Annotated in this window: 26 protein-coding genes; 11 read left to right on the top strand and 15 right to left on the bottom strand. The window is 62.8% G+C overall.

All coding sequences use genetic code 11. From position 1 onward, the window contains the following. Window positions 1-168: 168 nt before the first annotated feature. The 5 genes from QFZ54_RS19195 to QFZ54_RS19175 all read right to left on the bottom strand — a co-directional run bounded on the left by QFZ54_RS19195 (window position 169) and on the right by QFZ54_RS19175 (window position 6,774). A complete protein-coding gene (locus QFZ54_RS19195; RefSeq protein ID WP_307090162.1) occupies window positions 169-756 on the bottom strand; it encodes a hypothetical protein in 588 nt (195 codons plus the stop codon). Beyond that, window positions 753-1,040: a hypothetical protein gene (locus tag QFZ54_RS19190; protein ID WP_307090160.1), complete on the bottom strand. Its 288-nt coding sequence runs from the start codon at window positions 1,038-1,040 to the stop codon at window positions 753-755. Before QFZ54_RS19190 ends, QFZ54_RS19195 begins: the two co-directional genes overlap by 4 nt. 4 nt (window positions 1,041-1,044) lie before the next feature. Next, a complete protein-coding gene (locus tag QFZ54_RS19185; protein ID WP_307090158.1) occupies window positions 1,045-4,308 on the bottom strand; it encodes an error-prone DNA polymerase in 3,264 nt (1,087 codons plus the stop codon). Further along, on the bottom strand, window positions 4,305-5,849 hold the full coding sequence (locus QFZ54_RS19180) for a Y-family DNA polymerase (protein ID WP_307090513.1): 1,545 nt from the start codon (window positions 5,847-5,849) through the stop codon (window positions 4,305-4,307). The genes QFZ54_RS19185 and QFZ54_RS19180 overlap by 4 nt, the downstream gene beginning before the upstream one ends. A 163-nt stretch (window positions 5,850-6,012) precedes the next feature. Beyond that, on the bottom strand, window positions 6,013-6,774 hold the full coding sequence (locus QFZ54_RS19175; protein ID WP_307090511.1) for an ImuA family protein: 762 nt from the start codon (window positions 6,772-6,774) through the stop codon (window positions 6,013-6,015). A 196-nt stretch (window positions 6,775-6,970) separates the two neighbouring features. On the opposite strand from QFZ54_RS19175, the gene QFZ54_RS19170 reads away from it, so the two are divergent. Continuing rightward, the gene (locus QFZ54_RS19170) at window positions 6,971-7,417 is read left to right on the top strand and encodes a hypothetical protein (protein ID WP_307090156.1); all 447 of its coding nucleotides are present in this window, start codon (window positions 6,971-6,973) and stop codon (window positions 7,415-7,417) included. Here the strand turns inward: QFZ54_RS19170 and QFZ54_RS19165 are convergent. After that, window positions 7,414-7,590: a hypothetical protein gene (locus QFZ54_RS19165; protein WP_307090154.1), complete on the bottom strand. Its 177-nt coding sequence runs from the start codon at window positions 7,588-7,590 to the stop codon at window positions 7,414-7,416. The genes QFZ54_RS19170 and QFZ54_RS19165 overlap by 4 nt on opposite strands. Before the next feature lie 41 nt (window positions 7,591-7,631). Between QFZ54_RS19165 and QFZ54_RS19160 the strand changes: the two genes are divergently transcribed. Genes QFZ54_RS19160 through QFZ54_RS19145 form a run of 4 tightly spaced genes read left to right on the top strand, consistent with a single transcriptional unit; the run spans window position 7,632 to window position 9,235 of the window. Then, entirely contained in the window at window positions 7,632-7,901 is a 270-nt protein-coding gene (locus tag QFZ54_RS19160) for an HU family DNA-binding protein (RefSeq protein ID WP_307090152.1), read from the top strand. 52 nt (window positions 7,902-7,953) lie between these two features. Continuing rightward, entirely contained in the window at window positions 7,954-8,625 is a 672-nt protein-coding gene (locus tag QFZ54_RS19155) for an SOS response-associated peptidase (RefSeq protein WP_307090150.1), read from the top strand. A 27-nt stretch (window positions 8,626-8,652) separates the two neighbouring features. Next, complete coding sequence (locus QFZ54_RS19150) at window positions 8,653-8,931, top strand: hypothetical protein (RefSeq protein WP_307090148.1); 279 nt, start codon at window positions 8,653-8,655, stop codon at window positions 8,929-8,931. 13 nt (window positions 8,932-8,944) lie between these two features. Beyond that, complete coding sequence (locus QFZ54_RS19145; RefSeq protein ID WP_307090146.1) at window positions 8,945-9,235, top strand: hypothetical protein; 291 nt, start codon at window positions 8,945-8,947, stop codon at window positions 9,233-9,235. Between the two features lie 82 nt (window positions 9,236-9,317). Here QFZ54_RS19145 and QFZ54_RS19140 read toward each other — a convergent pair whose 3' ends face one another. The 4 genes from QFZ54_RS19140 to QFZ54_RS19125 all read right to left on the bottom strand — a co-directional run bounded on the left by QFZ54_RS19140 (window position 9,318) and on the right by QFZ54_RS19125 (window position 13,741). Continuing rightward, a complete protein-coding gene (locus QFZ54_RS19140) occupies window positions 9,318-9,503 on the bottom strand; it encodes a hypothetical protein (RefSeq protein ID WP_307090143.1) in 186 nt (61 codons plus the stop codon). A gap of 273 nt (window positions 9,504-9,776) precedes the next feature. Further along, complete coding sequence (locus tag QFZ54_RS19135; RefSeq protein WP_307090141.1) at window positions 9,777-11,075, bottom strand: hypothetical protein; 1,299 nt, start codon at window positions 11,073-11,075, stop codon at window positions 9,777-9,779. 63 nt (window positions 11,076-11,138) lie between these two features. After that, on the bottom strand, window positions 11,139-12,281 hold the full coding sequence (gene ribB / locus QFZ54_RS19130) for a 3,4-dihydroxy-2-butanone-4-phosphate synthase (protein ID WP_307090139.1): 1,143 nt from the start codon (window positions 12,279-12,281) through the stop codon (window positions 11,139-11,141). Between the two features lie 50 nt (window positions 12,282-12,331). After that, on the bottom strand, window positions 12,332-13,741 hold the full coding sequence (locus tag QFZ54_RS19125; RefSeq protein ID WP_307090137.1) for a purine-cytosine permease family protein: 1,410 nt from the start codon (window positions 13,739-13,741) through the stop codon (window positions 12,332-12,334). A 117-nt stretch (window positions 13,742-13,858) separates the two neighbouring features. On the opposite strand from QFZ54_RS19125, the gene QFZ54_RS19120 reads away from it, so the two are divergent. Genes QFZ54_RS19120 through QFZ54_RS19110 form a run of 3 tightly spaced genes read left to right on the top strand, consistent with a single transcriptional unit; the run spans window position 13,859 to window position 15,590 of the window. After that, a complete protein-coding gene (locus tag QFZ54_RS19120) occupies window positions 13,859-14,896 on the top strand; it encodes an LLM class flavin-dependent oxidoreductase (protein WP_192143303.1) in 1,038 nt (345 codons plus the stop codon). Continuing rightward, the gene (locus QFZ54_RS19115; protein WP_192071830.1) at window positions 14,896-15,192 is read left to right on the top strand and encodes a DUF1330 domain-containing protein; all 297 of its coding nucleotides are present in this window, start codon (window positions 14,896-14,898) and stop codon (window positions 15,190-15,192) included. The genes QFZ54_RS19120 and QFZ54_RS19115 overlap by 1 nt, the downstream gene beginning before the upstream one ends. Further along, the gene (locus QFZ54_RS19110) at window positions 15,189-15,590 is read left to right on the top strand and encodes a carboxymuconolactone decarboxylase family protein (RefSeq protein WP_307090134.1); all 402 of its coding nucleotides are present in this window, start codon (window positions 15,189-15,191) and stop codon (window positions 15,588-15,590) included. The genes QFZ54_RS19115 and QFZ54_RS19110 overlap by 4 nt, the downstream gene beginning before the upstream one ends. A 52-nt stretch (window positions 15,591-15,642) precedes the next feature. Here QFZ54_RS19110 and QFZ54_RS19105 read toward each other — a convergent pair whose 3' ends face one another. Genes QFZ54_RS19105 through QFZ54_RS19085 form a run of 5 tightly spaced genes read right to left on the bottom strand, consistent with a single transcriptional unit; the run spans window position 15,643 to window position 20,504 of the window. Continuing rightward, entirely contained in the window at window positions 15,643-17,085 is a 1,443-nt protein-coding gene (locus QFZ54_RS19105; RefSeq protein WP_307090131.1) for an NAD-dependent succinate-semialdehyde dehydrogenase, read from the bottom strand. Beyond that, window positions 17,082-17,585 (bottom strand): flavin reductase family protein, encoded by a 504-nt coding sequence (locus tag QFZ54_RS19100; protein WP_307090130.1) that lies wholly within the window; start codon window positions 17,583-17,585, stop codon window positions 17,082-17,084. Before QFZ54_RS19100 ends, QFZ54_RS19105 begins: the two co-directional genes overlap by 4 nt. Window positions 17,586-17,596: 11 nt before the next feature. Beyond that, window positions 17,597-19,075, bottom strand: coding sequence for an aldehyde dehydrogenase (locus QFZ54_RS19095; protein ID WP_307090129.1), 1,479 nt, complete (start codon window positions 19,073-19,075; stop codon window positions 17,597-17,599). A 2-nt stretch (window positions 19,076-19,077) separates the two neighbouring features. Then, the gene (locus QFZ54_RS19090) at window positions 19,078-19,902 is read right to left on the bottom strand and encodes an alpha/beta fold hydrolase (RefSeq protein WP_307090128.1); all 825 of its coding nucleotides are present in this window, start codon (window positions 19,900-19,902) and stop codon (window positions 19,078-19,080) included. After that, the gene (locus QFZ54_RS19085) at window positions 19,902-20,504 is read right to left on the bottom strand and encodes an amino acid synthesis family protein (protein WP_307090126.1); all 603 of its coding nucleotides are present in this window, start codon (window positions 20,502-20,504) and stop codon (window positions 19,902-19,904) included. The genes QFZ54_RS19090 and QFZ54_RS19085 overlap by 1 nt, the downstream gene beginning before the upstream one ends. Before the next feature lie 99 nt (window positions 20,505-20,603). On the opposite strand from QFZ54_RS19085, the gene QFZ54_RS19080 reads away from it, so the two are divergent. From QFZ54_RS19080 to QFZ54_RS19070, 3 genes are all read left to right on the top strand, one after another. Further along, window positions 20,604-21,299 (top strand): GntR family transcriptional regulator, encoded by a 696-nt coding sequence (locus QFZ54_RS19080; protein ID WP_307090124.1) that lies wholly within the window; start codon window positions 20,604-20,606, stop codon window positions 21,297-21,299. A gap of 534 nt (window positions 21,300-21,833) precedes the next feature. Beyond that, window positions 21,834-24,377, top strand: a complete 2,544-nt coding sequence (locus tag QFZ54_RS19075) for a TonB-dependent receptor (RefSeq protein ID WP_307090122.1) — start codon at window positions 21,834-21,836, stop codon at window positions 24,375-24,377. Continuing rightward, the gene (locus QFZ54_RS19070; protein WP_307090121.1) at window positions 24,374-25,525 is read left to right on the top strand and encodes a YdcF family protein; all 1,152 of its coding nucleotides are present in this window, start codon (window positions 24,374-24,376) and stop codon (window positions 25,523-25,525) included. The genes QFZ54_RS19075 and QFZ54_RS19070 overlap by 4 nt, the downstream gene beginning before the upstream one ends. Window positions 25,526-25,646 lie beyond the last annotated feature (121 nt).

The raw sequence follows: 25,646 nt of genomic DNA, 5'->3' as shown, positions 1-25,646 counted from the left end.
GCCTCAATCAGTAATCGTCGACTGGTTTGCTTTGTTCCGGGGCGCAGCAAGCACACTGTTTATGAGCCCTTCTTTTGACCTTCGCTGCCTCGCGGCGTCGTTCCTGCCGACTTGGCAGCGGAGCAATGCCAGCCAAACTGGGCAACCCGTTCGGCACAGTCGACTTGATCACGACATTCTTAAGCATGAGATCACTCCAGGCAGCTTCCCGATTATAAAGCCCCCGGTCGCTATCTGTTCCTGCCGCTCCGGCGAGGCAGCGATCGCTGCGTGTGATGCATGCGTCAGCACTTCCGCATTGCCCCGTTCGTCAGAGGTGATGCGTCCATTTCCGCTCGTGCCAGGCACGCGACTGAACTGTGTCCCCGAACCGCCAGAACCGGGTCTCGCGTGCGTGGGGTCCGGCACGAACCAACGTCCAGCATTCGCCTGTCGGCAGCTCGACAATGCGGTGAATATGCGTAGCGTCGACATGTATCGCTCGCCAGGGACGCGGTGCACAAGCTCGCTATGCCAGCCTCCGCCGGAATCCAGATGGAACACTTCGTCGACATAGCCGCCCTCGAGGACTTCGGTCTCGAACCCCCAGGGATGGTCGTGCGGTGTTGCGTGCGGCTCTTCCATCTTGAACCGGTGAAGCGCTCGTCCGTCGTCGAGATGGTATTTGGTGAAGGCCCGCGACATGCGTTCGACGCTGACGATCCGCGTGCCTTCCGGAACGCGAGCAACGGCCGCTCGCGGTAGTCTCATACTCACGGTTCAGACACCTCTTCATAACAGCCTGCACGGCGCAGCTGGCGGACAATCCCGTTGAAAGCCGCAGTTACGCCTTGAGCGCGTCCGATTTCGTTTTGTTGTCCTGCCGCGTCCCAGAACATCGTCAGCGGCCATTTCTCCGGGCAATGCGGCAGCAGGCAACGAAGCGCCAACCGGATCTCTGGTACGTCGACGCGAGCGTCCGAGCAGCGCGTAACTCCGCAACGCAGGATATGCACTGACAGCGCGATCACGACCCGCTGATGCCTCGGCAGCTTGGACATGGGATCAATGGAAGTCGTGCGACTTGAATCGGACGACCTCCTCCGGATCCATGCCGTCCGCGTGTGGCGGCCAGTATTGGTTACGCACCTCGGGCTTCCAGCCCTTGTCGCCGCGATCGGGTGAGCCGGGATGCTGGCCAGCATCGCCGCGGCCAGTCCGGTGCGGGAACGACATGTCGCCGACACGGTGCAGCAGGTCCCCATGGTCGATGATCCGGTCGCAGATCACATGGATGATCTCGCCTTCCTTCTGGACCCGTCCCTTCATGCCGACCATCGAGGCGGACATGATCGTGCGCCGCTGTGCCTCGAACCGGTCTGGCCAGAGGATGCCGTTAGCAATCCCGGTCTCGTCTTCGATCGTAATAAACAGCACGCCCTTGGCGGACCCCGGCTTCTGACGAACGAGGACAATGCCGGCGACCTCGACGTGACGGCCGTCGCGAACGTTCGCGAGGTCAGCGCATTTGGTGACGCCGCGTCGCATCAGTTCGTCACGCACGAACGTCAGCGGATGGGCGCGGAGCGACAGCTGCAGCGCACGGTAGTCCTCGATCACCTCACGACCATCGGTCAGCGGCCGCAGAGCCACGTCCGGCTCGATGCCTTCTGCGCTGAAGGTCTCGGCTACGCGGTCGGCCGCGGCGAATAGTGGCAGCGGTGCGTCGCCGAGGCCCCTAACCTTCCAAAGCCCCTGGCGGCGATCGACGCTGAAGCTGTGGAAGGCATCCCCATCGGCCAGCTTTTCGATCGCGGCGCGCGGCACCCCCGAGCGCCGCCAAGCGTCCTCTACGCTCTCGAAAGCTGTCAGCTCGCGCGCACCAACGATCTTGGCGCCATCCGCGTTCGAGAGGCCGCGTATCTGTCGCAACCCAAGCCGTACGGCGAGATAGCGCCCGTCGGCGTTCTCGAGCGTGCAGTCCCAGCGGCTCGCGTTGACGCAGGGCGGACGAACCTCAACACCGTGGTCTCGGGCGTCGCGGACGATCTGCGCAGGCGCGTAGAAGCCCATTGGCTGTGCGTTCATCAGTGCCGCGCAGAACACGTCGGGATGATGATGCTTCATCCACGAGGACGCATAAGAGATTTTGGCGAAGGAGGCCGCGTGGCTCTCGGGGAAGCCGTAAGACCCGAAGCCTTCGAGCTGGCGGAAGGTCCGTTCGGCGAACTCCCGCGGGTAGCCCCGCTCGACCATGCCCCCGATCAGCTTCTCGCTGAAGTGGCTCACGCCCCCTGTGAACTTGAACGTCGCCATCGCGCGGCGCAGCTGATCGGCTTCGGCCGGCGTGAACCCGGCGCCGACGATCGCGACCTTCATGGCCTGCTCTTGGAACAGCGGCACGCCGAGCGTCTTCTCCAGCACCGCGCGCAGCTCCGGTCGCGGATATTCCGGCTTTTCCAGCCCCTCGCGTCGGCGAAGATACGGATGCACCATGTCGCCCTGGATCGGTCCCGGCCGCACGATCGCGACCTGGATGACGAGGTCGTAGAAACGTCGCGGCTTCATGCGCGGCAGCATGCTCATCTGCGCGCGGCTCTCTATCTGGAAGGTGCCGAGCGTGTCGGCCTTCGAAATCATCGCATAGACGTCTGGATCGTCGTCCTGCAGATCGGCCAAGCCAACGCGCAGCCCCTTGTCCGCCTCGAGCATATTGAAGGCGCGGTTCATGCAGCCGAGCATGCCGAGACCCAGCACGTCGACCTTCATGAACTTCAGCGCATCGATGTCGTCCTTGTCCCACTCGATGATCTGACGATCTTCCATCGCGGCCGGCTCGATCGGCACCAGGTCATCTAGGCGATCATGAGTGAGGACGAACCCGCCCGGGTGCTGTGACATGTGACGCGGCACGCCGATCAGCTTGCGGGCCAGTTCCAGCGTCAGGCGCAACCGGCGATCGCCGATGTCGAGGTTCAGTTCCTCGACCTGCTTCTCGCCGACGCCGTCCGCGGACCAACCCCATACAAGCCCCGCCAGCGATGACGTGAGATCCTCCGGCAAGCCAAGCACCTTGCCGACATCGCGTACCGCGCCGCGGGCCCGGTAGCGTGTGACCACCGCGGTCAACGCCGAATGATTGCGACCATAGGTCTCGTAAATCCACTGGATGATCTCTTCGCGGCGCTCATGCTCGAAGTCGACGTCGATATCGGGTGGCTCGCGGCGCTCACCCGAGACGAACCGCTCGAACAGCAGCTCGTGCTTCACCGGATCGATCGAGGTAACGCCGAGCACGAAGCAGACGCAGCTATTGGCGGCCGAGCCACGGCCCTGGCAGAGGATCCCGCGCCTGCGTGCCTCACGGACGATCGCGTACACGGTCAGGAAATAGGGCGCATAGCCAAGCTCACCGATCAGTCGCATCTCATGCGTGATCTGGTCAGTATAGGCCTGCGGCACGTCGCCGTCGAACAGCCGCTCGACCGCTTCGGTCGCGAGCTTCTGAAGCGCCTCCTGTGCCGTCAGGCCGTCAATCAGCTTTTCATGCGGGTATTGATACTGAAGCTCGCCAAGATCGAAGGTGCAAATGCGCGAGATATCGACGCTTGCCTGCAGCGCGTCGGGGTAGGCACGGAAACGCCTGACCATCTCGTCCGGCGATTTGAGCGCACGATCGGCGTTGACCTCACGCCTGTAGCCAAGCTCGTCGACGGTGCATTTCTCGCGCACCGCGGTCACGATATCCTGCAGCAGCCGTGCGTCGGGTGCGTGGTAAAGCACGTCGCCGGTCACAACTGCGCGCACGCCGGCATCACCGGCTTGGCGCGCGAGCGCGTCAATGCGGACCGCGTCCCCTGGTCGACGACGCTGGAACAGCGCCATATAGCCGCGACGCCCGTAGAGCGCCTTCAATTCCGCCAGTGCGGCAAGGTTCTCTTCGTCGGCCTCACGCGGCAAAAGGATCGCGACGATGCCTTCAGACCATGGCTTGAGGTCGTGCCAGTGCAGCAGGCAACCACCCTTCCCTGCCCGCTTCTTGCCGACGGTCAGCAGCCGCGTGATCCGCGACCAGGCGGGACGGTTGGTAGGATAGAGCAACAGGCGACGACCGCAGGACAGATCGACACGTGTGCCCACGATCGAGCGGACGCCGGTCGCCTTCTGCGCTTCCCACGCCCGCACGACGCCGGCGACGGTGCCGATATCACTGACCCCGATCGCCGGATAGCCGAGCAGCGCCGCAGCCGCGAACAGCTCGTCCGGGCTGGAGGCACCGCGCAGGAGCGAGAAGTGCGTCAGCACCTGAAGCTCGACATAATGGGTCATCCGAAGGCCCCGTGCATCCACCAGCTGAGATCCCCGGTGTCGTCCTCGAAACCGTCACCGCGGCGGAAGACCCAGTAGCGACCGCCGGTCTCGTCCTCGACGCGGTAATAGTCGCGGATCGCCCACACCTCGGCGTCGCGCCGCCACCATTCGCCGTGGACACGCTCCGGTCCGTCGCCGGCGACGACCTTGTACGTCTTGCCCCGCCACTCGAACCGTTTCGGCGGTTGATCAGGCATCAGCGCCATGACCCGGTGTAGTGGCTCTGGATGCGCGAAGAGACGGATCGGACGTTGCCAAGCCGGCCAATCTCCCGGCACGCGATTGGGATCGGAGCGGATAACGGCGCGCTCCGGCACATGGCTTTCGACAGGCGCTATGCGGAAGACGGCATGCCCTCCGATGCGGCCTGCGATCAGGTCGACCAGGCGCGACGGATCACGCACCAATGTCTCACCGGCGAGGACAGCGCCAAGGTCGACCGCATCGAGCGGCTCTGTGTGCGGCGCCACCAGCGAGAATTGCTCAAGCCCCATGCCTGGATCGATGCGCTCGATGCGCAGCTTCAGCAGCCGCAGAAGATGCGTCACCTCGCGTGTTGGCCGGGATGTGCCGACCGCCACGATCTGCTCACTGCCGTCGACGCACAGGCCGGTCAGCCGCAGCGACCTGGCGCCAAGGCCCTTTGCCTGCAGCAGTTCTGCGAGGTCGCGCAGGAGGTCGCCCATGACCTGCTCGATCGCCTCGGCTGTACTGATCGGCTCCAACAACCGGCGCTCGACAGCTGGCACCTCCGCATCCTCACGCGGGGTGATCGGCTCTGCCATGCCTCCCAAGGCCTGATCGAGCCGCGTGATGGCGGCTAAGCCAAGCCGGCGTGCCAGTGGCCCGCGCGCGACCGGCAACAGATCTGCGATCCGCTCGAAGCCGAACTTGCGCGCCGCGGTGAGCGCCGTCGGCGTCAGGCGCAGCGCGGCGACCGGCAATGGGCTCAGCGCCTCTACCGTTCCGCGTGGTTCGACGCGGGTAAGATCGTCCCTTCCGAACCGTGCCAGCGCGTGCGCAGCACCTGGTGTGTCGGCTACCGCAACACGGGCTGTGAAGCCTGCGCGACGGCAGAAAGCCAGCAGGCGACGGCAGAACCGCTCCTCCCCGCCATGGAGATGATCGCAGCCGGCAAGGTCGATCCAAAGCCCGTCTGCCGGCGTCACTGCCGCGATCGGCGACCAGCGTCGAACCGCCAGCAGCGCGAGGCGATCGAGTAGCGCCGTGTCGGCCTCAGGATCGGCCGGACGAAAGTCGAGATCTGACACCAGCGCGCGGGCATGCGTAGCCGCCATGCCTGCGTGAATGCCGAGAGCCTGCGCGCCTGTGCAAGCAGCAACCACCTCCTCGCGTCGCCCAACCTTTCCAACCAAAGCAAGCGGTGCAGATACGGTGATTTTAATATTAAGACGCGATGCAGAAACTATCGGCTTCGACGGGTTCGCCGATTTATAGGGATGATTGGCTGCTTCCGATCGCCGACCAAGCTCGCGCATGGGCGGTTTTGCATGAACTGGTAGCGCGGCGATCTGCGCCTCAACGTCCCCGCGTGATTGCGCACCCTCGCGCGCCCAACGGGCACCAGGCCGCCATCCGCCGCCCTTCGGCACCGAACAGGTACCCGGATCGTCGTCGACCGGCAGTTGCAGGGCTGGCCGTTCAGGCAGCCGCGTAGCGGGCCGTTCCAACCGTCTCAGCCGCTCGATGGCTAAGTTCGGCAGGAACAGCGAGACGACCCGTCTCATCGCTGCCCTCCACTATCAGGGAAAAGCCCTCACCGCCGCGCTGCCGCGCCAGTTCGACCGACCATCTCGCTCTTCCTACACCCGCGATCTCTAACCGCGCCGAAGGCGCGGAGCCGATCCGCCAGCGCGTCCACGCGGCGGACGGTTCGGAAAAAGGATCCTGATCACGGCCGCGTCGACGGCGAAGGAGCAGCACCGGCATGTCAGCTTCAGCAGCCACAAGCTGCAGGCGGCGGGTTGCGACCATCGATACCTTGCTCGCTTCCGCGATGATCGCCGATGGTGTGCCATCGCGAACCGCGTCCTCGATCACGGCGAGCAACGCCGCGTCATCGTAGGGCTGAGCATAGATGACATCCGATGAGGACAGGCCCGCTTGCGCCAGAGCCGGAGCGTAGAGGTCGGTGCGGCACGTGGCCCACAAGACAGGGCCGCTGGCGTTGGCAGCTTCACGCGCCGCAATGCCGGCAAGGAATAACGTCGTTGCAGCATCATCGACCAGCGATGCGCTGCGCGCCGTCGCCTCGTGAAGCGCTCCAGCACGCAAACCGCCAGCACCAAGCCGGCCATCGATCGCGTCTACGCCGAACGGCAGCACGCGGTAGTCGGTCACTGGCGTAGCAATCGTCCGCAGATGCGCAATGCTGGTTGCGAGGGACTCGGGGGCGGGGGACATCATGTTCTTACACTCTACTCGTTCTCTTTATGTTCCGTTACCATCTCCAACATTGCAAGCGCTTTGATCGTCCCGATCCGGGCAGGAGGCTTGCCGTTCCCCTCGGCGCACGGAGGGGAACGAAAAAAATACGAAGCGGCAACAAACGACGAATTATTCGCTTTCGTTTGGCAGTTCGGTGACTCATAGAATCGTCATGCCGATCCGCCCCGAGAACCGCTGGCTCTACCCGATCGACTGGCGGCAGCTGTCCCAGACGGTCCGGTTTGATCGCGCCGGCGCCAAGTGTGAAGGATGCAGCCGGCCGCATCTGCGCCGGGTGGTCCATCTAGGCGATGGCCGCTGGTGGGATGCCGATGTCCGCTGCTGGCGGTCGGACCGCGGCAAACGTATTTCGATGAAAGCCGGGTTCGCGCTGGCGTCGGTTCGGGTGACCTATGTCGTCCTGGCCTGTGCGCACCTCGATCATGATCCTGGCAACAGCGCGTCTTCAAACCTCAAGGCGCTGTGTCAGCGCTGCCACATGATCCACGATGCAGCCGAGCATCGCTGGCAGCGCTGGTGGAATGTCTTTCGGCACCGCGCGATCCGCGATCTCTACGAGGATCCTCGCGTCACGCGCGAACGCATCGCTAACCGCTAGAGATCGATGTTGCGGGCCCGCATCGCCTCGGCCGCGAGATCGGAGATCGGCCCCTGCCCTCCAGTCGCCTCGTAAGCTTCGGCGACATCGTGATCGGCAAGCTTGTTCAGCATGAGGCGAACCGCCGCAACGCTGGCGTCGTCCAGTACGGTCTTTGTCTCGTCGTTCGCCATGGCTAAGGTCCCGCCGGTGTTTCCAACGGAGTACGAATAGCATGAACATAAGTGACTTGGCCAAGGGCGTCGCCGAAGCGACCGGTTCGAACGAAGCCGATGCAAAGAAGGCGATCACCGCCGTATTCGACCAGATTGCGGCCGCAGCCGTGAAGGGCGACGAGGTTTCGATTCCAGGGTTCGGCAAGTTCACCGTCAAGGACCGCCCGGAGCGCGAAGGCCGTAACCCCGGCACCGGTGAGGCGATCACCATTGCGGCTTCCAAGAAGGTTGCGTTCACAGCCGCCAAAGGGCTGAAGGACAAGATGTAAGACGTGTGCGCCGGCGAGCGGTCTCGTCGGCGCCAACCCTAGGAACAGGCTCGTGTGCAACCGGTATCGTATGACCGCAAAAGAGGTCGACCTTGCCGTCACCTTCGGTATCCGACCTCCGTATGAAAAGGACGAGGAATACCCCGTTGGTGACATCTTCCCGACCGGCAAGAAGACCCCGTTCTACGGCAAGGTGATCGTGCAGGACGGCGCGGAGCGAAAGCTTGAGCGGATGGAATGGGGCGTGCCGACGCAGGTGCCGAGTGTGCGCGACCCCTCGGTCAAACTTACCAAGTACGTGACGAACGTGCGGAACCTGAACTCCAGCTTCTGGCGATCGATGCTGACGACACCGGCGCGACGCTGTCTCGTCCCGGTCACCGCCTTTTCGGAATACGGTTTAGCGCCGGGCGAAGACGGCAAGAAGCCCTTGCACTGGTTTGACGTGCCCAGCCGTCCAATCTTTGCGTTTGCAGGCATCTGGCGTCCGACCGAGCGAGGCAATGCCTATGGTTTCCTGACGACCGAGCCGAACGCGATCGTGGCGCCCATCCACCCCAAGGCCATGCCGGTCATCCTGCACGACGATGATTACGATCGTTGGCTGACAGCGCCCTGGGACGAACTGAAGGACTTGGTCGCGCCCTACCCATCGCAGTTGATGCGCGTTGAGGGCATGTCATCGGCGGACGCGGAGGATGCCCGATCGTCTGTGCTATTCTAGCCGTTGAACCCCGAAAGGTGACTGACAATGACAGAAGCGACATGGGGCGAAAGCGCCAAGACCCCGGACATCAACTGGCGCATGAGCGCGTCGTTGGAAAACGTGCCCCGCGGTGACACCGATATCGCCGAAGTGACGGACCTCGAGCGAGTCGTGCGGGATTGGGTCAGGCTGGACCCTGAACATAAAGAAGCGGCAACCTTGACCACGGATCATGCCGTTCAGATCGAAGGGGTTTCCAGTACGACGTTCACTGGCGAAGCTATCGCAGCCCTAGCCGAGCATTTGCCGCCACTCCAACCGTAGAGGAGTAACTACTATGGTAAAATCCAGCGTTCGGTTCGAGCGCGGTGACGGATATTGGGTGGCGGAGCGTGATAGCATCGGCTTCACCGGCACGACCGACTTTGGTCCCGTCGAGTTTTTGATCACCAGCGAAGCGTTGGCCGAGATGCTGAACCCGGAGCTAGAAGGAATTGATCCGGAAACCGCGACCGAGGTCTTCATCGAGTTCGAGAGCGACGTGCACCGCATTGCCCAGCGCGAATTTGTGAAACGTTTAGGTGGTGAGCCACCGATCTTGCTGACGACTTCAGATGTAGCGCTTTAGCATCGAAGCACGTTTACTATTTAAATGGTTCACTGGTCCGGAGCGGGTTACGCTCCGGGTCAACGTCGTCTCCATGCCTATTTCAGTATAAGCCGCCCTCTTCTCGCTCCTCTGCTCCTTCCTTTTGCGCTTCCTCGAGATCGTTTGAATTTTGTTCGTCGGCGACTGGTTTATCCTCAAGGGTATCTTCTTTCCCGTTGTTGTCGTCCGGTAGTTCGTTGACGTCGGCTTCAAAACCGGGCTCTTCGGCCTGCGGGGCGGTCATCATCGTTGCTCTCCTTCACAAACCCAAACGATCCAACAAATCGCTCGGTTGCGAACCAGCGGACGATACCTGACACCTGCCGGCGAGCGTTCGCGTTACCGTTCCTGATGAGTCTGATCGTGGTGTACCTTTAGAAGACCGATAGCCGAATGACCCATAAGCAGACGTTCAATGCTCAAGATGAGCTGCCCAAAACTGGACGCCCGTTCATCTTCCTTGAACGCGTAGGAGAACCGTCCAAAATGGACGCCACAAGCGCGGCGGGGACAACCCGAGCTAGATCGAGTATCCGAAAATCACCAATATCGATTTCTTCAGACGACCGTCGCCACCCTGAGCCGCGCCGGATATGAACTGACCCGCCCCAACGTAAGGGTCATTTCGGCCAATCAGAAATTCAGAATAGACCTTGATGCGCTGAGACTTCTTGGACGACCAGACCGCCCCGATATCGAGCCGTTCGCTATCCTTGAAGCCGTCTGCATCTTTGAAAAAGCGACCGTAGTTGACGTAGGGCGTAACATCGAACGGCAAGCTTCCGGTGTCGATGGATCGACCCAACTCGCCAAATACATATGTCCCTTTCGTCGCGATGTTATAGGAGGCGTCGAAGCCTCCGACAGTGATCATGTCATTACGACCCGGATTCCGCGGATCAATGTCCTGCCTCGCTACGAGTGTCTTTGCATGCCAAGGCCCTTTACTACCGGTAAGGCTTGCCGCGAAGATGCGCTTGCTGCCGTCGGCATGCGTATCAAAGTTATGGATTGTCGATAGCCATCCAGAAATGGTGGCGCTGAGCTTTACGGTCTCTGTTGCCGCAAGCGTGTAGCTGACGTTCCCGATGAGCATATTGCGTTCGTCGTTACGCGAACCGTCCGGCACGTAGCTGTCAGCTTTGGAAATGTTCGTGGAGTAGCGGGACGAGTCCGAACTGATGCCGCCACCGGCAGGCCCGCTGGAAGGGAAGAACCCGACCTCTACACGATACCGCGGCGTCTCGTGACGGAACTTGACGCCGAGATTGTAGGTCTCTTCAAAACCGTAAACGAACGCGAGGTCGTCGAGGATGGACGATCCCCAGTATCGATCGTCGAAAGGAACCGCTTGAATACCTGCGGTAACGCTGTCGGACTCGGTGAGCTTGGCCCCGCCATAGGCGTACATCAGGAAACGCACCTCCCCCGGGTATTCCCGGTAGCCGGCCGATTTTCCGTAGATGAAGTTGCCACCGTAGAATCTGTACTGCGCCGCGCCAAAGAACCGGTCGGACGTATAGTCCGCCGTCAGTGCAAGGGTATCGAAGGAGAGGTGGCTCGACGTGCGGTCCGCGCCGCTTCCGGACACGTCGTTAAAGCGAAGATCATACCGCCCCCGTAACGTGGCCCCTACCTTTAGTCCCTTCCTCGGCGATGCCGGCGGTGCCACGTCCGGCTTCGTAGCAGGGGTATCTGGAAGGGTTACCTCTCCTCCCGCATCGGCATTGCCGGTGGGCGATGCTGCCCCATTCGGACAGGCGGCACCGGGCACGCACTGTTGTTCGATGACGACCGGAACCGGTGGTGTCAAAGGCATGCGCTCTCCTTCGCGAAAGTAGCCTCCGCGTTGCTTTGTTTGGATATTAGTTGTGCAGGGTCGCTAGGCGGCTGGCGCTGCGACCAGACTGCGTTCGCCGACTACCGACAATCCGTAGCCGGACAGCGCGACCAGCGTGCGGTGCGTGTTCGTCAGCAAGATCATTCGTTCGACTCCGAGTTCCGTCAGGATCATCGCGCCCACCCCGTAATCACGAAGTTCCTCCATGTCCGATGGCGACAAGGTGCCTGCTCGTGCTTTCAGCGCCATCGAGAAACGATCGTCACGCTGCCGGTTGATCGCGATCACGACGCCCGCCCCCTCTTCTGCGATCATCCGCATCGAGCGCTCGAGCACATCCATGCCTTGGCCATCGCCCGCAAAGATGTCGGTAAGCGCCGATATCGCATGCATCCGAACCAGTGTCGGCTGTTCGGGATCGAGCACGCCCTTCACCAGTGCGATCTGTTCGGTACCGGTCGCACGGTTGCGATAGGTGATCGCCCGCCATTCTCCGCCCCACCGGCTGTTGAACGTCACCTCGGTGCATTTCTCGACCAGATGGTCGTAACGACGGCGATAGGCGATCAGGTCGCGGATCGTGCCGACCTTGAGGTTATGAAGCTGGGAGAAACCGATCAGGTCGCTCAGGCGAGCCATCGTGCCATCGTCGTTCATGATCTCGCAGATGACGCCGGAAGGGTTGAGCCCAGCCAATCTGGAGACGTCGACCGCGGCCTCGGTGTGGCCAGCGCGGACCAAAACCCCACCGTCGCGTGCGATCAGCGGAAAGACATGACCTGGCGTGACGATTTCGCTCGGACCGTTGGCAGAGTCGATCGCCACCGCGATCGTGCGTGCCCGGTCATTGGCAGATATGCCCGTGGTGACCCCGACACGGGCTTCTACCGAGGCCGTGAAGGCCGTTTCGTGACGCGTGCCGTTCTTTTGCGCCATCGGCTTGAGGCCAAGCTGATCGACCCGGTCGTTCGTCATGGCCAGGCAGATCAGTCCACGGCCGTAAGTTGCCATAAAGTTGATCTTTTCCGGCGTCGCCATTTGCGCTGGAATGACGAGGTCGCCTTCGTTCTCGCGATCTTCGTCATCGACGAGAATGAACATGCGGCCGTTGCGTGCCTCCTCAATGATCTCCTCGGGCGAAGACAGGAAGTTCGGACGTGCGCGGATCATCGTATCGGGAACCATGATTTCCATCCTGCTGGAACTATCAATGCCAATGGCGGTGGTGATCGACGTCATCGTATGGCGACTTCGGCATGCGCCGCGGTGTTGATGGGACGTTGCGTCTTGCCGGCACCAAGACCCAGATAGAGCCCGCCGGTGACGATCGGCGCGACGAGCCAACCGATGTCCAAGCCGCCGATCGCAGAGGCGAAGGGACCCGTGTACAGGCTGGAGGTCAGGAAAGGCAGCTGCACCGCGATGCCGGCCAGATAGGCAATCGCCGCCTTCAGGTTCAGCCGCCCATAGATGCCGCCATCGGCCTCGAAGAACGAGGCGATGTCGTACTTGCCCTTTCGAACGACGTAGAAGTCGATGATGTTGATCGTCGCCCAAGGCGCCAGCACGACCATCAGGCCGATGACGAAGCCGATGAAGCGGGGCACGAACGTGTCCGCCGACGTCGTCGCGACGACGAGGCAGGCTCCGAGAACCAGTACCGACAAGACGATGCGTGCCTTTCGCCCTGGCATCCACGACGCCACGAACGTCTGCGCCATCGTGATGAGCGACAGGACGGCACCGTAGATGTTCAGCGCGTTGTGGCTGACGATGTTGAAGATGAAGAGGAGCATCAGGATCGGTGCGAGCGCGCCGACGGCACCGCTCACCTGGGTCATCGGGTCGGCACCGACGGGGGCACCCGCCACGGCCATCGCACCGAGGATGAACGACGCCGCGGCGCCGAGCGCGGCGCCGGCGAAGCTCGCTAGAAAGGGGCCGCGGATACCAACGCTAGGTGGCAGGTACCGCGAATAGTCCGATGTGTAGCAGGCGTAGGAGATGTGCCAAACGGCGCCGAGCGAGAACATCGCGAACCAGCCCACCATCGTGAAGCCTCCCCGCCACACGATCTCTGACGAAAGACCATCGGCAAGCCTGAAGGCAGCATACAGAAGGCCGAGACCCATGAACCACATGCCGACGCGGTTGAGCAGGTGAATGACGTTGTAGCCAAGAATACCGATGCCGGCCGCTGCGGCGGCACAGAGTATTGCTCCGACCGGCAGTCCGATCCCGGGCACAAGCGCATGAACCGATTTCGCCGCCAGCACGATATTTGAGGTGAAGAAGCCGACATACAATAGGGTCGCAAACGTCACGACCAGCAGGGCACCATAGCGTCCGAACTGACCGCGGCTCTGGATCATCTGCGCCAAGCCCATCTGAGGGCCCTGTGCCGAACAGGCGGCCAGCACCAACGCGCCGACCAGATGTCCAAGGATGATTGCTGAAATGCTCCAGCCCAGCGACAAGCCAAAAACCTGGATGGCCATGGCGCCGGTCACGACCGGCAGCGGTGCAATGTTCGTCGTGAACCACAGCGTGAACAGATCACGCACGCGGCCATGCCTCTCGGCCAGCGGGACGAAGCCGATGCTGTTGGCCTCGATGGCGGTTGGCGCCTCTCCTGGGGTTGCCATGGTCAGCAAGTCCTCTTATGATTCTTGGTATACCATAGGACGGTATGTCCTGCTAAGGCTGGACGCAAGACAAAAATATCGGGCTCTCGAAGAGGCCCTTGAGGAAAGGATCGACGGATGAAGTTCTCGCTCTTCCTGCATATGGAACGCTACGACGAGGCGATCTCGCATCGGCAGCTCTACGAAGAATTGCTCGCCCTGTGCGATCTCGCGGAAGAAGGCGGCCTCCACAAAGTGTGGATCGGCGAACATCATTCGATGGAATATACCATCTCCCCCAATCCGATCCCGCTGCTTGCCGCGGTAGCCGAGCGGACGAAGAACATTCGGCTGGGTGCAGGTACCTTCATCGCACCTTTCTGGCATCCGATCCGCATGGCAGGCGAAGCGGCGATGCTCGATGTGATCAGCAATGGCCGGGCGGAGATCGGCCTGGCACGCGGCGCCTACCAGTTCGAGTTCGACCGCATGCTCAACGGCGTTTCGGCGAACGACGGTGGCAAGTATCTGCGCGAGATGGTGCCGGTGGTCCGCAAGCTGTGGGAAGGCGACTACGCCCATGACGGCGAGATCTGGCAGTTCCCGGTGTCGACCAGCGTGCCAAAGCCCGTCCAGAAGCCGACGCCGCCCATCTGGATCGCCGCACGCGATCCGGAGTCGCATAAGTTCGCGGTGGCGAACGGATGCAGCGTGATGGCGACACCGCTGTTCAAGAATGACGACGAAGTGAAGGATTTGGCGCGCAAGTTCGACGAGGCCTGCGCTGCGAGCCCCGACGTACCGCGTCCCCAATTGATGATCCTTCAGCACGCCCATGTTCAGGCCAGTGACGAGGACGGTCAGCGCGCTGCAGAAGCAATCTCGCTGTTCTTCCGCAACTACGGCGCATGGGCGAGCAACAGGAAGCCCCCGGTCAACGGCTTCCATCACGACATCGCGCCGTTGGACGCCGAACGGTTCCCGGACTTCGTGCCCGAACAGCTCCGTCGGAACATCATGATCGGTACACCAGAAGAGGTCATCGCACGGCTCAAGACCTACGAAGCCATGGGGGTCGACGAGTACAGCATCTGGCTCGACAACACGATGTCGTTCGAAGAGAAGCGCGACTCGATCCGACGGTTCATCGATCAGGTCGCGCCGGCGTTCGCCTGATGCCCAAAGCCTACTGGATCGCCCGCGTCGATGTGACCGATGCCGAAGCTTATGCCGACTACATGGCGTTGGGCCCAGCAGCACTGATCGGCAACGGCGGCAAGCTGTTGTCGCGTGGCGGACAAGCCGTTGCGCTGGAGGGGCCGGAGCCCCGCCAGCGCAACGTCGTCATCGAGTTCGAGAGCATGGACGCCGCGCTCGCCTGTCACGCATCGCCCGAATACACCGCGGCGCGAAAAGCCCGTGCGGGTGCGGCCGAAGTCGAGATACTCATCGTGGAAGGATTGCCAGAATGACGAGCGAGCGGACGACCAGCGAAGCCTTCGACCGTGGCCTGGAGACCAGGCGTGAGGTGCTTGGCGATGCGTATGTCGACAAGGCCCTTGCCGGCGCGGACGACTTCAACTGGCCGATGCAGGAACTGACGACGGAGTATTGCTGGGACCATATCTGGAACAGGCCGGGCCTCGACCGCCGCAGCCGCAGCATCCTCAACCTGGGCATGATCGCCGCGCTCAATCGCGGTCACGAGTTCAAGGCGCACATCCGCGGTGCGCTCACGAACGGCGTGACCCGCGAGGAGTTGCGCGAGGTCTTGCTCCAGATCGCGGTCTACGTCGGCGTGCCCGCCGGGGTCGACAGCTTTCGGCTCGCCAAAGAGGTGTTCGCGGAAATCGACGGTATTCAAGGCTGACCGGTGGCCGAAGCCAGATGCGAGCGCGGCGCGTCTGGCTTCGGTTCCGGTTCTACAGCCCGCCCATCATCACGTACTTCAACTCGAGATACTCGGCGATACCATGACGGGAGCCCTCCCGCCCCTGGCCCGACGCCTTGATCCCGCCGAACGGTGCGACCTCGGTGGAGATGGCCGCTTCGTTCAAACCCACCATGCCGTACTCGAGCGCACCGGCCACTCGCATCGCGCGGCCAATGTCTCGCGTATAGGCGTAGGCCGCCAGGCCGAACTCGGTATCGTTCGCTAGACGGATCGCTTCCGCCTCGTCCGTGAACCGTATGACGCCCGCGAGCGGACCGAAGGTCTCATCCCGCGCGATCGCTGCATCGGCGGGGACGTCCGCAATCAGCGTAGGCGGATAGAAAAGACCTTCCCCCCGCTTACCCCCCGCCACCAATCGACCGCCGCGACGCACGGCGTCAGCGACATGATCCTCCACCTTGATCACGGCCTTTTCGTTGATGAGGGGGCCGATCGTAGTGTCAGGATCCGTTCCGGGTCCTACCACGAGCTTCGCGATCCGCTCCCGCAGCATCTCGACGAAACGGTCGTGTACGGAGTCCTGGACCAGGAAGCGGTTGACGCAGACACACGTCTGGCCGGCGTTCCGGAACTTGCCCAGCATCGCACCGTCGACCGCCGCATCGAGGTCGGCGTCATCGAACACGATGAACGGTGCGTTCCCGCCGAGCTCGAGTGACAGCCTTTTCAGCGTAGGCGCCGCCTGTGCGAACAGCATGCGACCGACCGGCGTGGATCCCGTGAACGACACCTTGCGGACTACCGGACTGTCCATCAGTGCGCCGCCGATCGCGGCGGCATCGCCCGTCACGACATTGAAGACGCCTGCTGGGACACCTGCCTCCTCTGCGAGCGCGGCGAGTGCGAGCGCGGTCAGTGGCGTCTCGGGCGCCGGCTTCAAGATCATCGTACAGCCAGCTGCAAGCGCGGGGCCTACCTTGCGCGTGATCATCGCCGCGGGGAAGTTCCACGGCGTGATCGCGGCGGTCACCCCGACGGGCTCGTGCCAGACGAGGATGCGCTGGCTGGCCTTTGGTGCTGGGATGATCTCCCCATCGACGCGCCGCGCCTCTTCCGCATACCAGCGCAGGAAGCTTGCGGCGTAGAGGATCTCCCCCGCAGCTTCGGCGAGCGGCTTGCCCTGTTCCGCCGTGAGGATCTGGGCAAGCGCATCGCGGTGGTCCTGCATGAGCGCGTACCAGCGCATGAGGATGTCCGCGCGCTCTCCCGCCGGTCGGGCACGCCAACCTACGAGCGCACGTTCGGCAGCCGCGATTGCCAGCTGGGCTTCCTCCCGCCCGAGATCCGGCACGGAAGCAATGATCTCGCCTGTCGCCGGATCGTACACCGCACTACCCTGCCCCGTCGCAGAGACCCACCGGCCGTCGATCAACGCACGGTCGCGGAACGGATGAAGCGTATGCAACGTCATGCCGCCTCCAGCACCGGCGAGGGGTGATCCGTCATGCTGCCCTTGTGGTAGATGAGGACGGGGCTATCGGTGAGACCGATACGCTGGACGGCGCCGATGACGATGGCATGGTCGCCGCCTTCGTACTCGCGCCACAGCGTGCACTCGATAACGCAGGCCACGCCGGGGAGTATCGGATTGCCCAGTTCACTGAGCGTCCAGTCCAGTCCGGCGATCTTCTCGGTCCCTTTCGATGCGAAAGCCATGGCTAGGTCCTGCTGCCCGGCCGCAAGGATGTGAATGGCGAAGCTCTGACGGCTGACGAGATGGGGGTATGTTGCCGACGTCAGCGCGGGGCAGACCAGAACTAGCGCCGGGTCGAGCGAGAGCGAACTGAACGCGCTGGCCGTGAACCCGGCGATCGCGCCTTCCGTATCCAGCGTCGTTACGACCGTCACGCCGCTGGGAAAGCCAGCCATCGCAGTGCGGAACTCGGTGGGATCGATCGAACTTGAAGTCATGTCTCTCTCCTTCATCGCATCACGAACGGGTCGCCCATCGGTTTATCCGACAGATTTACCCACACGGTCTTGAGTTCGGTGTAGTCGAGGACGGAGTGGATACCGCCCTCACGGCCGTAGCCGCTCGCGCCGTAGCCGCCGATCGGCGCCATCGCCGACACGGCTCGGTAGGTGTTCACCCAGACGATGCCGGCATGGACGTCGCGCGCCATCCGGTGGCCGCGGGCAAGATCGCGGGTCCAGACGCCGGCCGCGAGTGCGTACTCGGTTCCGTTGGCGAGACGGAGCGCGTCGTCTTCATCGCTGAAGCGCATGATCGCGGCGACCGGCCCGAACACCTCGTTCTGGACAATGTCGAGATCCGCAGACTCGCATTCGAGCAGCGTTGGTTCGTAGAACCAGCCAGCATGCCCCTCGGGCCGCTTGCCGCCAGCCAGCACGGTCACGCCCTGCTCACGCGCGCGCGCAACCATCGTCTCCACGACACCGAGCTGCTGTTCCGTCGCCATCGGCCCCATGTCCGAAGCCGGATCAAGCGGATCGCCGATCGTGATCCGTGCGATGCGCTCGCGCAGCGCGGCGACGAACCTGTCGTAGATGCCATCCTGGACCAGCAACCGCGATCCGGCGACACAGCTCTGACCGGACGCGGCATAAATGCCCGCCACTGCGCCGTTGACGGCACCTTCCAGATCCGCGTCGTCGAAGACGATGTTCGCGGACTTGCCGCCGAGTTCGAGCGAGAGCTTGGCGAAATTCTCCGCGGTAGCGCGTACGACATGTCGCGCGGTTGCGGGACCGCCGGTGAAAGCGACGCGGCGGACCAGCGGATGACGGGTCAGCGCCGCGCCCGCGCCTGCGCCGAAGCCGGTTACCACGTTGACGACGCCGTCGGGAAAGCCGGCGAGCGCGACGAGTTCTGCAAAGCGCAGTATGCTGGTCGATGCATGTTCGGAAGGTTTGATGACTATCGTATTACCTGCCGCCAGCGCCGGCGCGAGCTTGATCGCGGTCAGATAGAGCGGGCTGTTCCAGGGCACGATCGCGGCGACGACGCCAAGCGGCTCGTGGACGGTGAAGGCGAACATGTCGGTCTTGTCGATCGGCAGCGTGCTGCCCTCGAGCTTGTCGGCCAGACCCGCGGCGTAGTGGAAGAACTCCGGCAGGTAGGCGAGCTGGCCGCGCGTCTCTCGGATTAGCTTCCCGTTATCGCGGGTTTCGAGTTCTGCGAGTTCGACGGCATGGTCGGCAACTAGATCACCAAGGCACCGAAGGAGTTTGCCGCGCGCGCTCGCAGTCAGCCGGCGCCATTCGTCTGAACGGAAAGCGGCATCGGCAACACGCACAGCGTGATCGACGTCCGCCGCATCGCCGTCAGGAAGCGTAGACCATGCCTCTCCTGTCGCCGGGTTGAGGGAGGTGTAGGTCGCGCCCGAGACGGCAGGGACCGATTGCCCACCCACGAGCATCTGGAACGTGGTGGTCGTCATCTTCAATCTCCCAAGGAGGGTTGGTGACACTCGATCGTAGCCAGGAAATCCAACAGGAGGGCGTTGGTCGCATCTGCCATTTCGACCGGCATCATATGCCGCGCATTCTCCACGACCCGGCAGACCGCACCGGGAATGCGCGCGGCCAAAGACCTTGCCATCGCCGGTGTCGAGCCAACGTCATATTCGCCGGTCGCGACGAGGGTCGGAACGTTGATGGTGGACAGCTCCGCATCGCCATAGCAATCCTCGGTTGCGAACAACCGGTAGGCTACCGCATACCCGGCCGGGTCGTTGGCTACGAAGCTCGTGCGCAGGTCCGCAATATACTTAGCATTCACGTTGCGGAACGCCGGGCTGAACCATCGCTCGATCGCACCATCGATGTTCGCGGCTGGACCGTCCGTGGCGACATCGGCGACACGGGCCAGGATAGTCGAGCGTATGTCTGGCGAGCGATCGAACACGCCGTTGAGAAGGACCAGAGCCTCGACCCGGCTGCGATGACGCAAGGCCACGGCGCGCGCGACAAGTGCCCCCATCGAGAACCCGATAAAGGTCCCCCGATCGACCCCCGCATGATCCAGCACCGCGACGATGTGATCGGCAAAGCTATCCAGACCGGCATCTTCGGGAGGGCGCGCACTGTCGCCATGACCAAGCATGTCGACGGCAATGACGCGATACTCTGTCTCGAGTAGCGGCACCTGCGCCGCCCACATTCCACGAGACAGCCCGACACCGTGAATGAGGACGACCACAGGCCCCGTGCCGCCGCTATCGTCGTAGGACAGTGGCACGTTCACCGTGTCGGGAACGCCAGCCATCACGACGCCTGCCGCGCTGCCTTTTCGGCTGCGATGGCTTCCAAGTCGAGGTATCGGTTCCCGATACGGGGATGTACCCGCCCCGCATCCGCCGCCCCCAGAACGACGACGATCTCGTCAGGAAGCGGGGCGTCCGAAATCGAGAACTCACCGGTGATGTAGTGCGAGCGCTGGCCCTCATCGTCCTTGTGCATCATCGGCACCTGGATCGACGTCCCCAGCCCGCCACGCTTGTTGGTGAAGCTCAGATAGGACTTTGCCTCTACCGCCTCGCGATAGTGGTTGCCGAAGCGCAGCGTGTGAATCAACGCAGAGGCATGCTCGATCTCACCGGCGGCGCCGACGACCGCGGCCTTGCCATACGCCTCGATCCGGTCCGCACCCCCCATCGCCGCGATCAGCCGCTTGACGATCAGCGCACCAAGGTCGGACGCGTACGCGCGGATCTCGGGCTGAAGGTCTTCGACGAAGCCTCGTCCGGCCCATGGGTTCTGGAGAACGGCTGCAACCATGACGGTGGTAACCGGGGTGCCGGCTTCCTTGCCGCCTTCGGTACGCACTTCTTCAACGTACGAGACAATCTTTCGAATGCTTAGTGCCATGTCTAGCAACCCTCCTGCCTGTATGGTGTCTGTTGGTATACCACCTGATTGGACAATGGCAATTGTTCATTTATGGTGACCTTTGAGGGAACAACGCTGATGCAGAATGACGACGTAAATATGCTGGACCGGATCGAATCCCGGCCGCAGACCCTGCGCTTGATCGCGCTCGACCGCGTTCGCGATGCTATTCTCGAAGGCCGTATCAGCCCTGGCGAACGCTTGGTGGAACGCAATTTAGCCGAGCGCTTGGGGGTAAGCCGGTCGGTGATCCGCGAGGTTATTCGCAATCTCGAGTCCGAAGGGCTTGTTGAGGGAACACCGTCGGGACCGCGCTTGGGGATCATCACGATCGACCAGGCGGAACAGATTTACGACATTCGCATCCAGCTCGAATCGTCCGCGGTCGCGGCGTGCGCTCGCGTCGCTACAGAGGTGACCGTCTCGGCACTGAAGTCGGCACTGGCGGATATTGCCGTTGCCCATGAACAGCGTAGTGCGATTAGAGCGTTAAGGGCGACGACCTGTTTCTACGAGATCATCTTCAAGACAGGCGGACACCTCATCGCCTGGGAAATCGTCCAACGATTGAACAGTCGGATCAGTCAGTTACGCGCGATGACGCTATCGGTCGTTGGACGGCAAGCTGCTGGGCTCAAACGGCTGGCAGGAATGGTCGATCTCATCGAACGCCAAGATGCATCAGGAGCGGCTGCCGCTTGCCAAAAGCATGTCCGAGAAGCAGCAAAGATCGCGTGCGTTAAACTTCGTGAAATCGAAGGATCCGCGGCATAAATCTATAAGCGCCGATTTTTGACACACCTTGCATTCGAGTTCGACGACTAAACCGACCCAGTTGCAGCCATTCAAATCGCCCTGCGCGCTTCCTCACTTCAGCCGTTCGTTCATCCTTATTTGGCAGAATTCGGCAACGAGGACACGGCGTGTTTGAATTTCGCGCCGCTTGCCAAAGCTAGCCGGCGCACTTTCCCTGCCAATCGAGGCAGATACGAGTGCCTGAACAGGCGTAAAAGACGACGACACGAGGTTAAAGCTGAAGCAACGTTGCTTCTTGCACCTGCTCCAACAACGGCACGAGTTCGGCTAAATCGCAGCTTAAGGCAATCTACGATGCTGGATGGGGATGGCGTTAGAAGGAGCTTGCGCGGCAAGTCCGACGATCATTTCGCGGCCGTCGCCCCCGCTGCCGGGATCGAAGCTACATTACCTATTCGATCAAGTACCTTCGTCGAGTTATTCCGTACGATTAATAAAACTGTCACATCGAGCGTCCAACGGCTTTTCATTGAACAGGGTGGGGACGAACAGATGACCAAATTTGGCTTGCGCACGGGTTGCGCCATTCTCGCGTTGAGCATCGCCGCGCAGTCGCCGGCTTGGGCTCAAACCGCCCCAGCCGCTCCTCCGGCCGCCACGCCCCCGGCCGATGCGGTTCCGGAAGCTGCCGCACCAGACGCCGCAGCGCCTGACGCTGGCGGCGGCGACATTATCGTCACCGGCTCCGCGCGCCAGCAGCGCCGCTTCGACGTCTCCTACGCGGTCAACTCGCTCAGCAACGCCGACATCCAGAAGCTCGCGCCGATCAACTTCGCCGACCTGCTCGGCAAATTGCCCGGCTTCGCGGTCGAGAGCACCGGCGGTGAAGTCCAGAACATCATCCGCCTGCGCGGCCTGCCGAGCGACGGCGGGCTCGTCACCTTCCAGCAGGACGGCCTGCCGCTGTTCCACGAGAATGATGGCAATTTCTTCCGCGGCGACAGCATCAACCGGTTCGACCTGATGACGCAGCGCGTCGAGGTCGTGCGCGGCGGCCCTGCCCCGGTCTATGCGAGCTATGCCGCCGCGATCGTCAACAACATCACCGTGTCGGGCACCGATACGACGCGCGGCAAGGCGCAGGTCACGCTGGGCGACACCGGCCTCTACCGGCTCGACGGCTATCAGGCTGGCCCGATCGACGATTCGACCTATTACGCGATCGGCGGGTTCCTCCGCCGCCACGACGGCTACCGCGACAACGGCTTCCCGAATGATCGCGGCGGCCAGATCCGCGCCAATATCAAGCACGACTTCAGCAACGGATCGCTGCGCGTGTCGGGCAATTACCTGAACGACCACAACGTGTTCTACCTGCCGATCCCGACCGCCGACCCGCGCGATCCGAGCAAGTCGCTCAACCAGTATATCGATTTTTTCAGCGGCACGATGAACTCGCCCGCGCTGCGCAACGCGAACATCCGCTTCCGCGAGGCCGACGGCACGACGCGCAACGTCGACGCCGATCTCGGCAATGGTCGTCACACCCAGTTCGGCAATGTCGGCGTGCAGTACGACGCCGATTACGACGGCTGGAAAGTCGCGGCGAAGGGCGGCGTCAGCGTCGGCAAGCTCCATTTCAACGCACTGTATTCGACCAGCAACCCGTCGGACGCCAACGCCTATGCCGCCAGCAGCCTTGGCGCCGCGCGGACCGCGTTCGGCGCAGGCGTGACCCGGCTCGGCTATGCAATCGCCGGCACCAATGGCGCCGAGGTCTATGACCCGAACACCGCCTCAGGTCTGGTTGTCCCCGCGCAGTTCCGCGACGTCGTCTCGAAATATTATTCGACGCAAGGCGATCTCAGCGTCACCCGCTCGATCACGACCGGGTTCGGCACGCATGACCTGCGCGTCGGCGTGTATGGCAGCCTCTACGGCGAGACCAACGAGGTCGCGTACCAGGACTATCTGCTCGAGGTGAAGGGCAAGCCGCGAACGCTTGACCTGATCGCCTACAACGCCGCGGGCCAGGCGGTCGGCTCGGTCACCGACAACGGCGTGCTGCGCTATACGACCACGCTCAACCGCGGCAACACCGACGCCTCGATGTACGCACTCTATGCCAACGACACGTGGGAGCTGGTCAAGGGCCTGACCCTCGACGGCGGTATCCGCCATGAACGCTACAGCTTCAAGGGCTATGCGTTCGCAACGACCTCCGCCAACCTCGGCGACCCGAACACGCTCGCCGACAACGCGGTCCGCGCGTTCACCGGCCAGATCATCAACTCGAAGCTCAGCCCCAGCATCACCAACTGGACCGGCGGCATCAACTACGACGTCACCAAGCACTTCGGCGCCTATGCCCGCGCCTCGCACCTCGAAACGCCGCCATCGACGCAGGTCACCTACCAGATCAACCCGACGATCATCACGTCGAAGGCGAACCAGTATGAGGTCGGCCTGAAGGCGGCGTTCGGCCGGTCCTATCTGTACCTGATCGGCTTCTATACGCGCTACAATCCGCTCAACGCGTCGTTCGTCGCGCTCGACCCGGTCACCGGCCGCAACGACCAGTCGGTGCCGTTCGTCGGCAAGGCGGAGATCAAGGGCATCGAGATCGATGGCAACCTCGCGCTGCCATACGGGTTCGCAGTCACTGGGGCGCTGACGATCAGCGATCCGCAATATAAGAGCCTCGTCAATGCTAACGGCGCGAGTGCCGGCGACGTCGAGGGCAACCAGATCGTCCGCGAGCCGAAGGTTTACGGCAACATCCGCCCCTCGGTCGACTTCGACGTCGCGGGCAATTCGGTGCAGCTGTACGGCCGCTACGAATATACCGGCAAACGCTATGTCGACTTCTTCAACAACACCGCCCTGCCCTCCTACCAGACGGTCGGCGCGGGGATCACGCTGACGCACGACACGTGGCAGATGCAGGTCGTCGGCGACAATCTGTTCAACGCGAAGGGCCTGACCGAAGGCAATACGCGTACCGACCAGTTGAGCGGCCAAGGCACGGCCGACGCGATCTACGGCCGTCCGATCTTCGGGCGGAACGTCCGCCTCGTGGTCAGCAAGTCCTGGTGACGGGACTGCGTATGATGATGGCGGCGCTGGCGATCACGGCGGCTGCATCGGTGTGGGCGGAGACGCCTGCACCGGTGGCGGTTAGCGACACGGTCGTCGATACGTTGTCGGAACGGTTGTTCCCGATGCTCGGCGCGTTGGGGCGTTCGCCGGCGGGGGCGCTCGATACGCGGGCGCGACGGATTGCCGCGTGCGGCGCTGTGCCTGCCTGCGTGGTCGAGGCGACGATCTGGACCGATCAGGACCGGGCGATGATGGCAAAGTTGGCGACAACTGGCGCTCTACGATCGGTGAAGTCGAATGCGGACCTGCCGGTAGCGGTGGCGCTCGACCAGGAACTAGACGGGGTGAATGTCGTGCTGCGCGTCTATGGCCTTGGCTTGGCCGGACGTTATCCCAAGATCGACGGACCGATCTTCGCGACCGGCACGCCGTTCTTTGCCGACAGCGTCAAGGTCGCGATCGATACCGCGCGTGCCGCGTCCGATGCGCCGCCCGCGACCATCGCGGGGAGCGTGCGGCTCGCGGTGGCGTTGCTTGATGCCAACGACGCGGTGGCAGCGACGCGGTTCGAACCGCTCGACCAGCGCGAGAATGTGGGCGCGCGTGCGCTGGCGGCGCGGACCGACTGGAAGGCGTTCCGCTATTCGCTTCTGATCGTGCCCGGCGTCGGCCCCGAGGACGTCGACACTGCGCTCAGCCCGCGTAGCAAGCTCCACGCGCTGCTCGCGGCGCAACGCTATCGCCAGGGTCTCGCACCGTTCATCCTCGTCTCGGGCAGCGCGGTGCATCCGCGCGGCACCCGGTTCGTCGAGGCGGTCGAGATCCGTCGTGCACTGATCGAGCGCTATGGGATTCCGGCCGATCGCGTGATCCTGGAACCGTATGCGCGGCATACCACGACCAACCTGCGCAACGCGACGCGGCGGATGGTGTCGCTTGGCATTCCGCTCGATCGGCCGACGCTGATCGTGACCGACGCCGAGCAGAGCAAATATATCGAGAGCCAGACCTTCTCGGATCGCAACCGTACGGAGCTGGGGTATTCGCCGGGCGCAGTTGGGCGGCGGGTGTCGCTGTACGACCTGGAATTTCGGCCGTCGCGGCTATCGTTGCGCCACGATCCGCGCGATCCTCTCGATCCATGAGCGATTATTTTACGCACCCGACCCGAGTAAACGCCCCTGCCTCCACCCCGGCGAAGGCCGGGGCCCAGTTGGGAAACATCGCCAACGCAGGGTCGCGCTCGGTTACGTCGACCTTTCAACC

Source organism: Sphingomonas faeni (genome assembly GCF_030817315.1).
GTDB lineage: Bacteria > Pseudomonadota > Alphaproteobacteria > Sphingomonadales > Sphingomonadaceae > Sphingomonas > Sphingomonas faeni_C.
Note: the sequence above shows the minus strand (reverse complement) of the source record. Positions and strands in the feature narration are given on the sequence as shown.

Excerpts from the sequence above, each read along its gene's own strand:
- QFZ54_RS19145 (WP_307090146.1), top strand. The coding sequence starts at position 8,945 with ATGGTAAAATCCAGCGTTCGGTTCGAGCGCGGTGACGGATATTGGGTG.
- QFZ54_RS19175 (WP_307090511.1), bottom strand. The coding sequence starts at position 6,774 with ATGTCCCCCGCCCCCGAGTCCCTCGCAACCAGCATTGCGCATCTGCGG.
- QFZ54_RS19150 (WP_307090148.1), top strand. The coding sequence starts at position 8,653 with ATGACAGAAGCGACATGGGGCGAAAGCGCCAAGACCCCGGACATCAAC.
- QFZ54_RS19085 (WP_307090126.1), bottom strand. The coding sequence starts at position 20,504 with ATGGCACTAAGCATTCGAAAGATTGTCTCGTACGTTGAAGAAGTGCGT.
- QFZ54_RS19165 (WP_307090154.1), bottom strand. The coding sequence starts at position 7,590 with ATGGCGAACGACGAGACAAAGACCGTACTGGACGACGCCAGCGTTGCG.
- QFZ54_RS19160 (WP_307090152.1), top strand. The coding sequence starts at position 7,632 with ATGAACATAAGTGACTTGGCCAAGGGCGTCGCCGAAGCGACCGGTTCG.
- QFZ54_RS19100 (WP_307090130.1), bottom strand. The coding sequence starts at position 17,585 with ATGACTTCAAGTTCGATCGATCCCACCGAGTTCCGCACTGCGATGGCT.
- QFZ54_RS19080 (WP_307090124.1), top strand. The coding sequence starts at position 20,604 with ATGCAGAATGACGACGTAAATATGCTGGACCGGATCGAATCCCGGCCG.
- QFZ54_RS19135 (WP_307090141.1), bottom strand. The coding sequence starts at position 11,075 with ATGCCTTTGACACCACCGGTTCCGGTCGTCATCGAACAACAGTGCGTG.
- QFZ54_RS19120 (WP_192143303.1), top strand. The coding sequence starts at position 13,859 with ATGAAGTTCTCGCTCTTCCTGCATATGGAACGCTACGACGAGGCGATC.
- QFZ54_RS19125 (WP_307090137.1), bottom strand. The coding sequence starts at position 13,741 with ATGGCAACCCCAGGAGAGGCGCCAACCGCCATCGAGGCCAACAGCATC.
- QFZ54_RS19115 (WP_192071830.1), top strand. The coding sequence starts at position 14,896 with ATGCCCAAAGCCTACTGGATCGCCCGCGTCGATGTGACCGATGCCGAA.
- QFZ54_RS19105 (WP_307090131.1), bottom strand. The coding sequence starts at position 17,085 with ATGACGTTGCATACGCTTCATCCGTTCCGCGACCGTGCGTTGATCGAC.
- QFZ54_RS19075 (WP_307090122.1), top strand. The coding sequence starts at position 21,834 with ATGACCAAATTTGGCTTGCGCACGGGTTGCGCCATTCTCGCGTTGAGC.
- QFZ54_RS19095 (WP_307090129.1), bottom strand. The coding sequence starts at position 19,075 with ATGACGACCACCACGTTCCAGATGCTCGTGGGTGGGCAATCGGTCCCT.
- QFZ54_RS19090 (WP_307090128.1), bottom strand. The coding sequence starts at position 19,902 with ATGGCTGGCGTTCCCGACACGGTGAACGTGCCACTGTCCTACGACGAT.
- ribB (WP_307090139.1), bottom strand. The coding sequence starts at position 12,281 with ATGGTTCCCGATACGATGATCCGCGCACGTCCGAACTTCCTGTCTTCG.
- QFZ54_RS19190 (WP_307090160.1), bottom strand. The coding sequence starts at position 1,040 with ATGTCCAAGCTGCCGAGGCATCAGCGGGTCGTGATCGCGCTGTCAGTG.
- QFZ54_RS19180 (WP_307090513.1), bottom strand. The coding sequence starts at position 5,849 with ATGCGCGAGCTTGGTCGGCGATCGGAAGCAGCCAATCATCCCTATAAA.
- QFZ54_RS19170 (WP_307090156.1), top strand. The coding sequence starts at position 6,971 with ATGCCGATCCGCCCCGAGAACCGCTGGCTCTACCCGATCGACTGGCGG.
- QFZ54_RS19140 (WP_307090143.1), bottom strand. The coding sequence starts at position 9,503 with ATGATGACCGCCCCGCAGGCCGAAGAGCCCGGTTTTGAAGCCGACGTC.
- QFZ54_RS19185 (WP_307090158.1), bottom strand. The coding sequence starts at position 4,308 with ATGACCCATTATGTCGAGCTTCAGGTGCTGACGCACTTCTCGCTCCTG.
- QFZ54_RS19110 (WP_307090134.1), top strand. The coding sequence starts at position 15,189 with ATGACGAGCGAGCGGACGACCAGCGAAGCCTTCGACCGTGGCCTGGAG.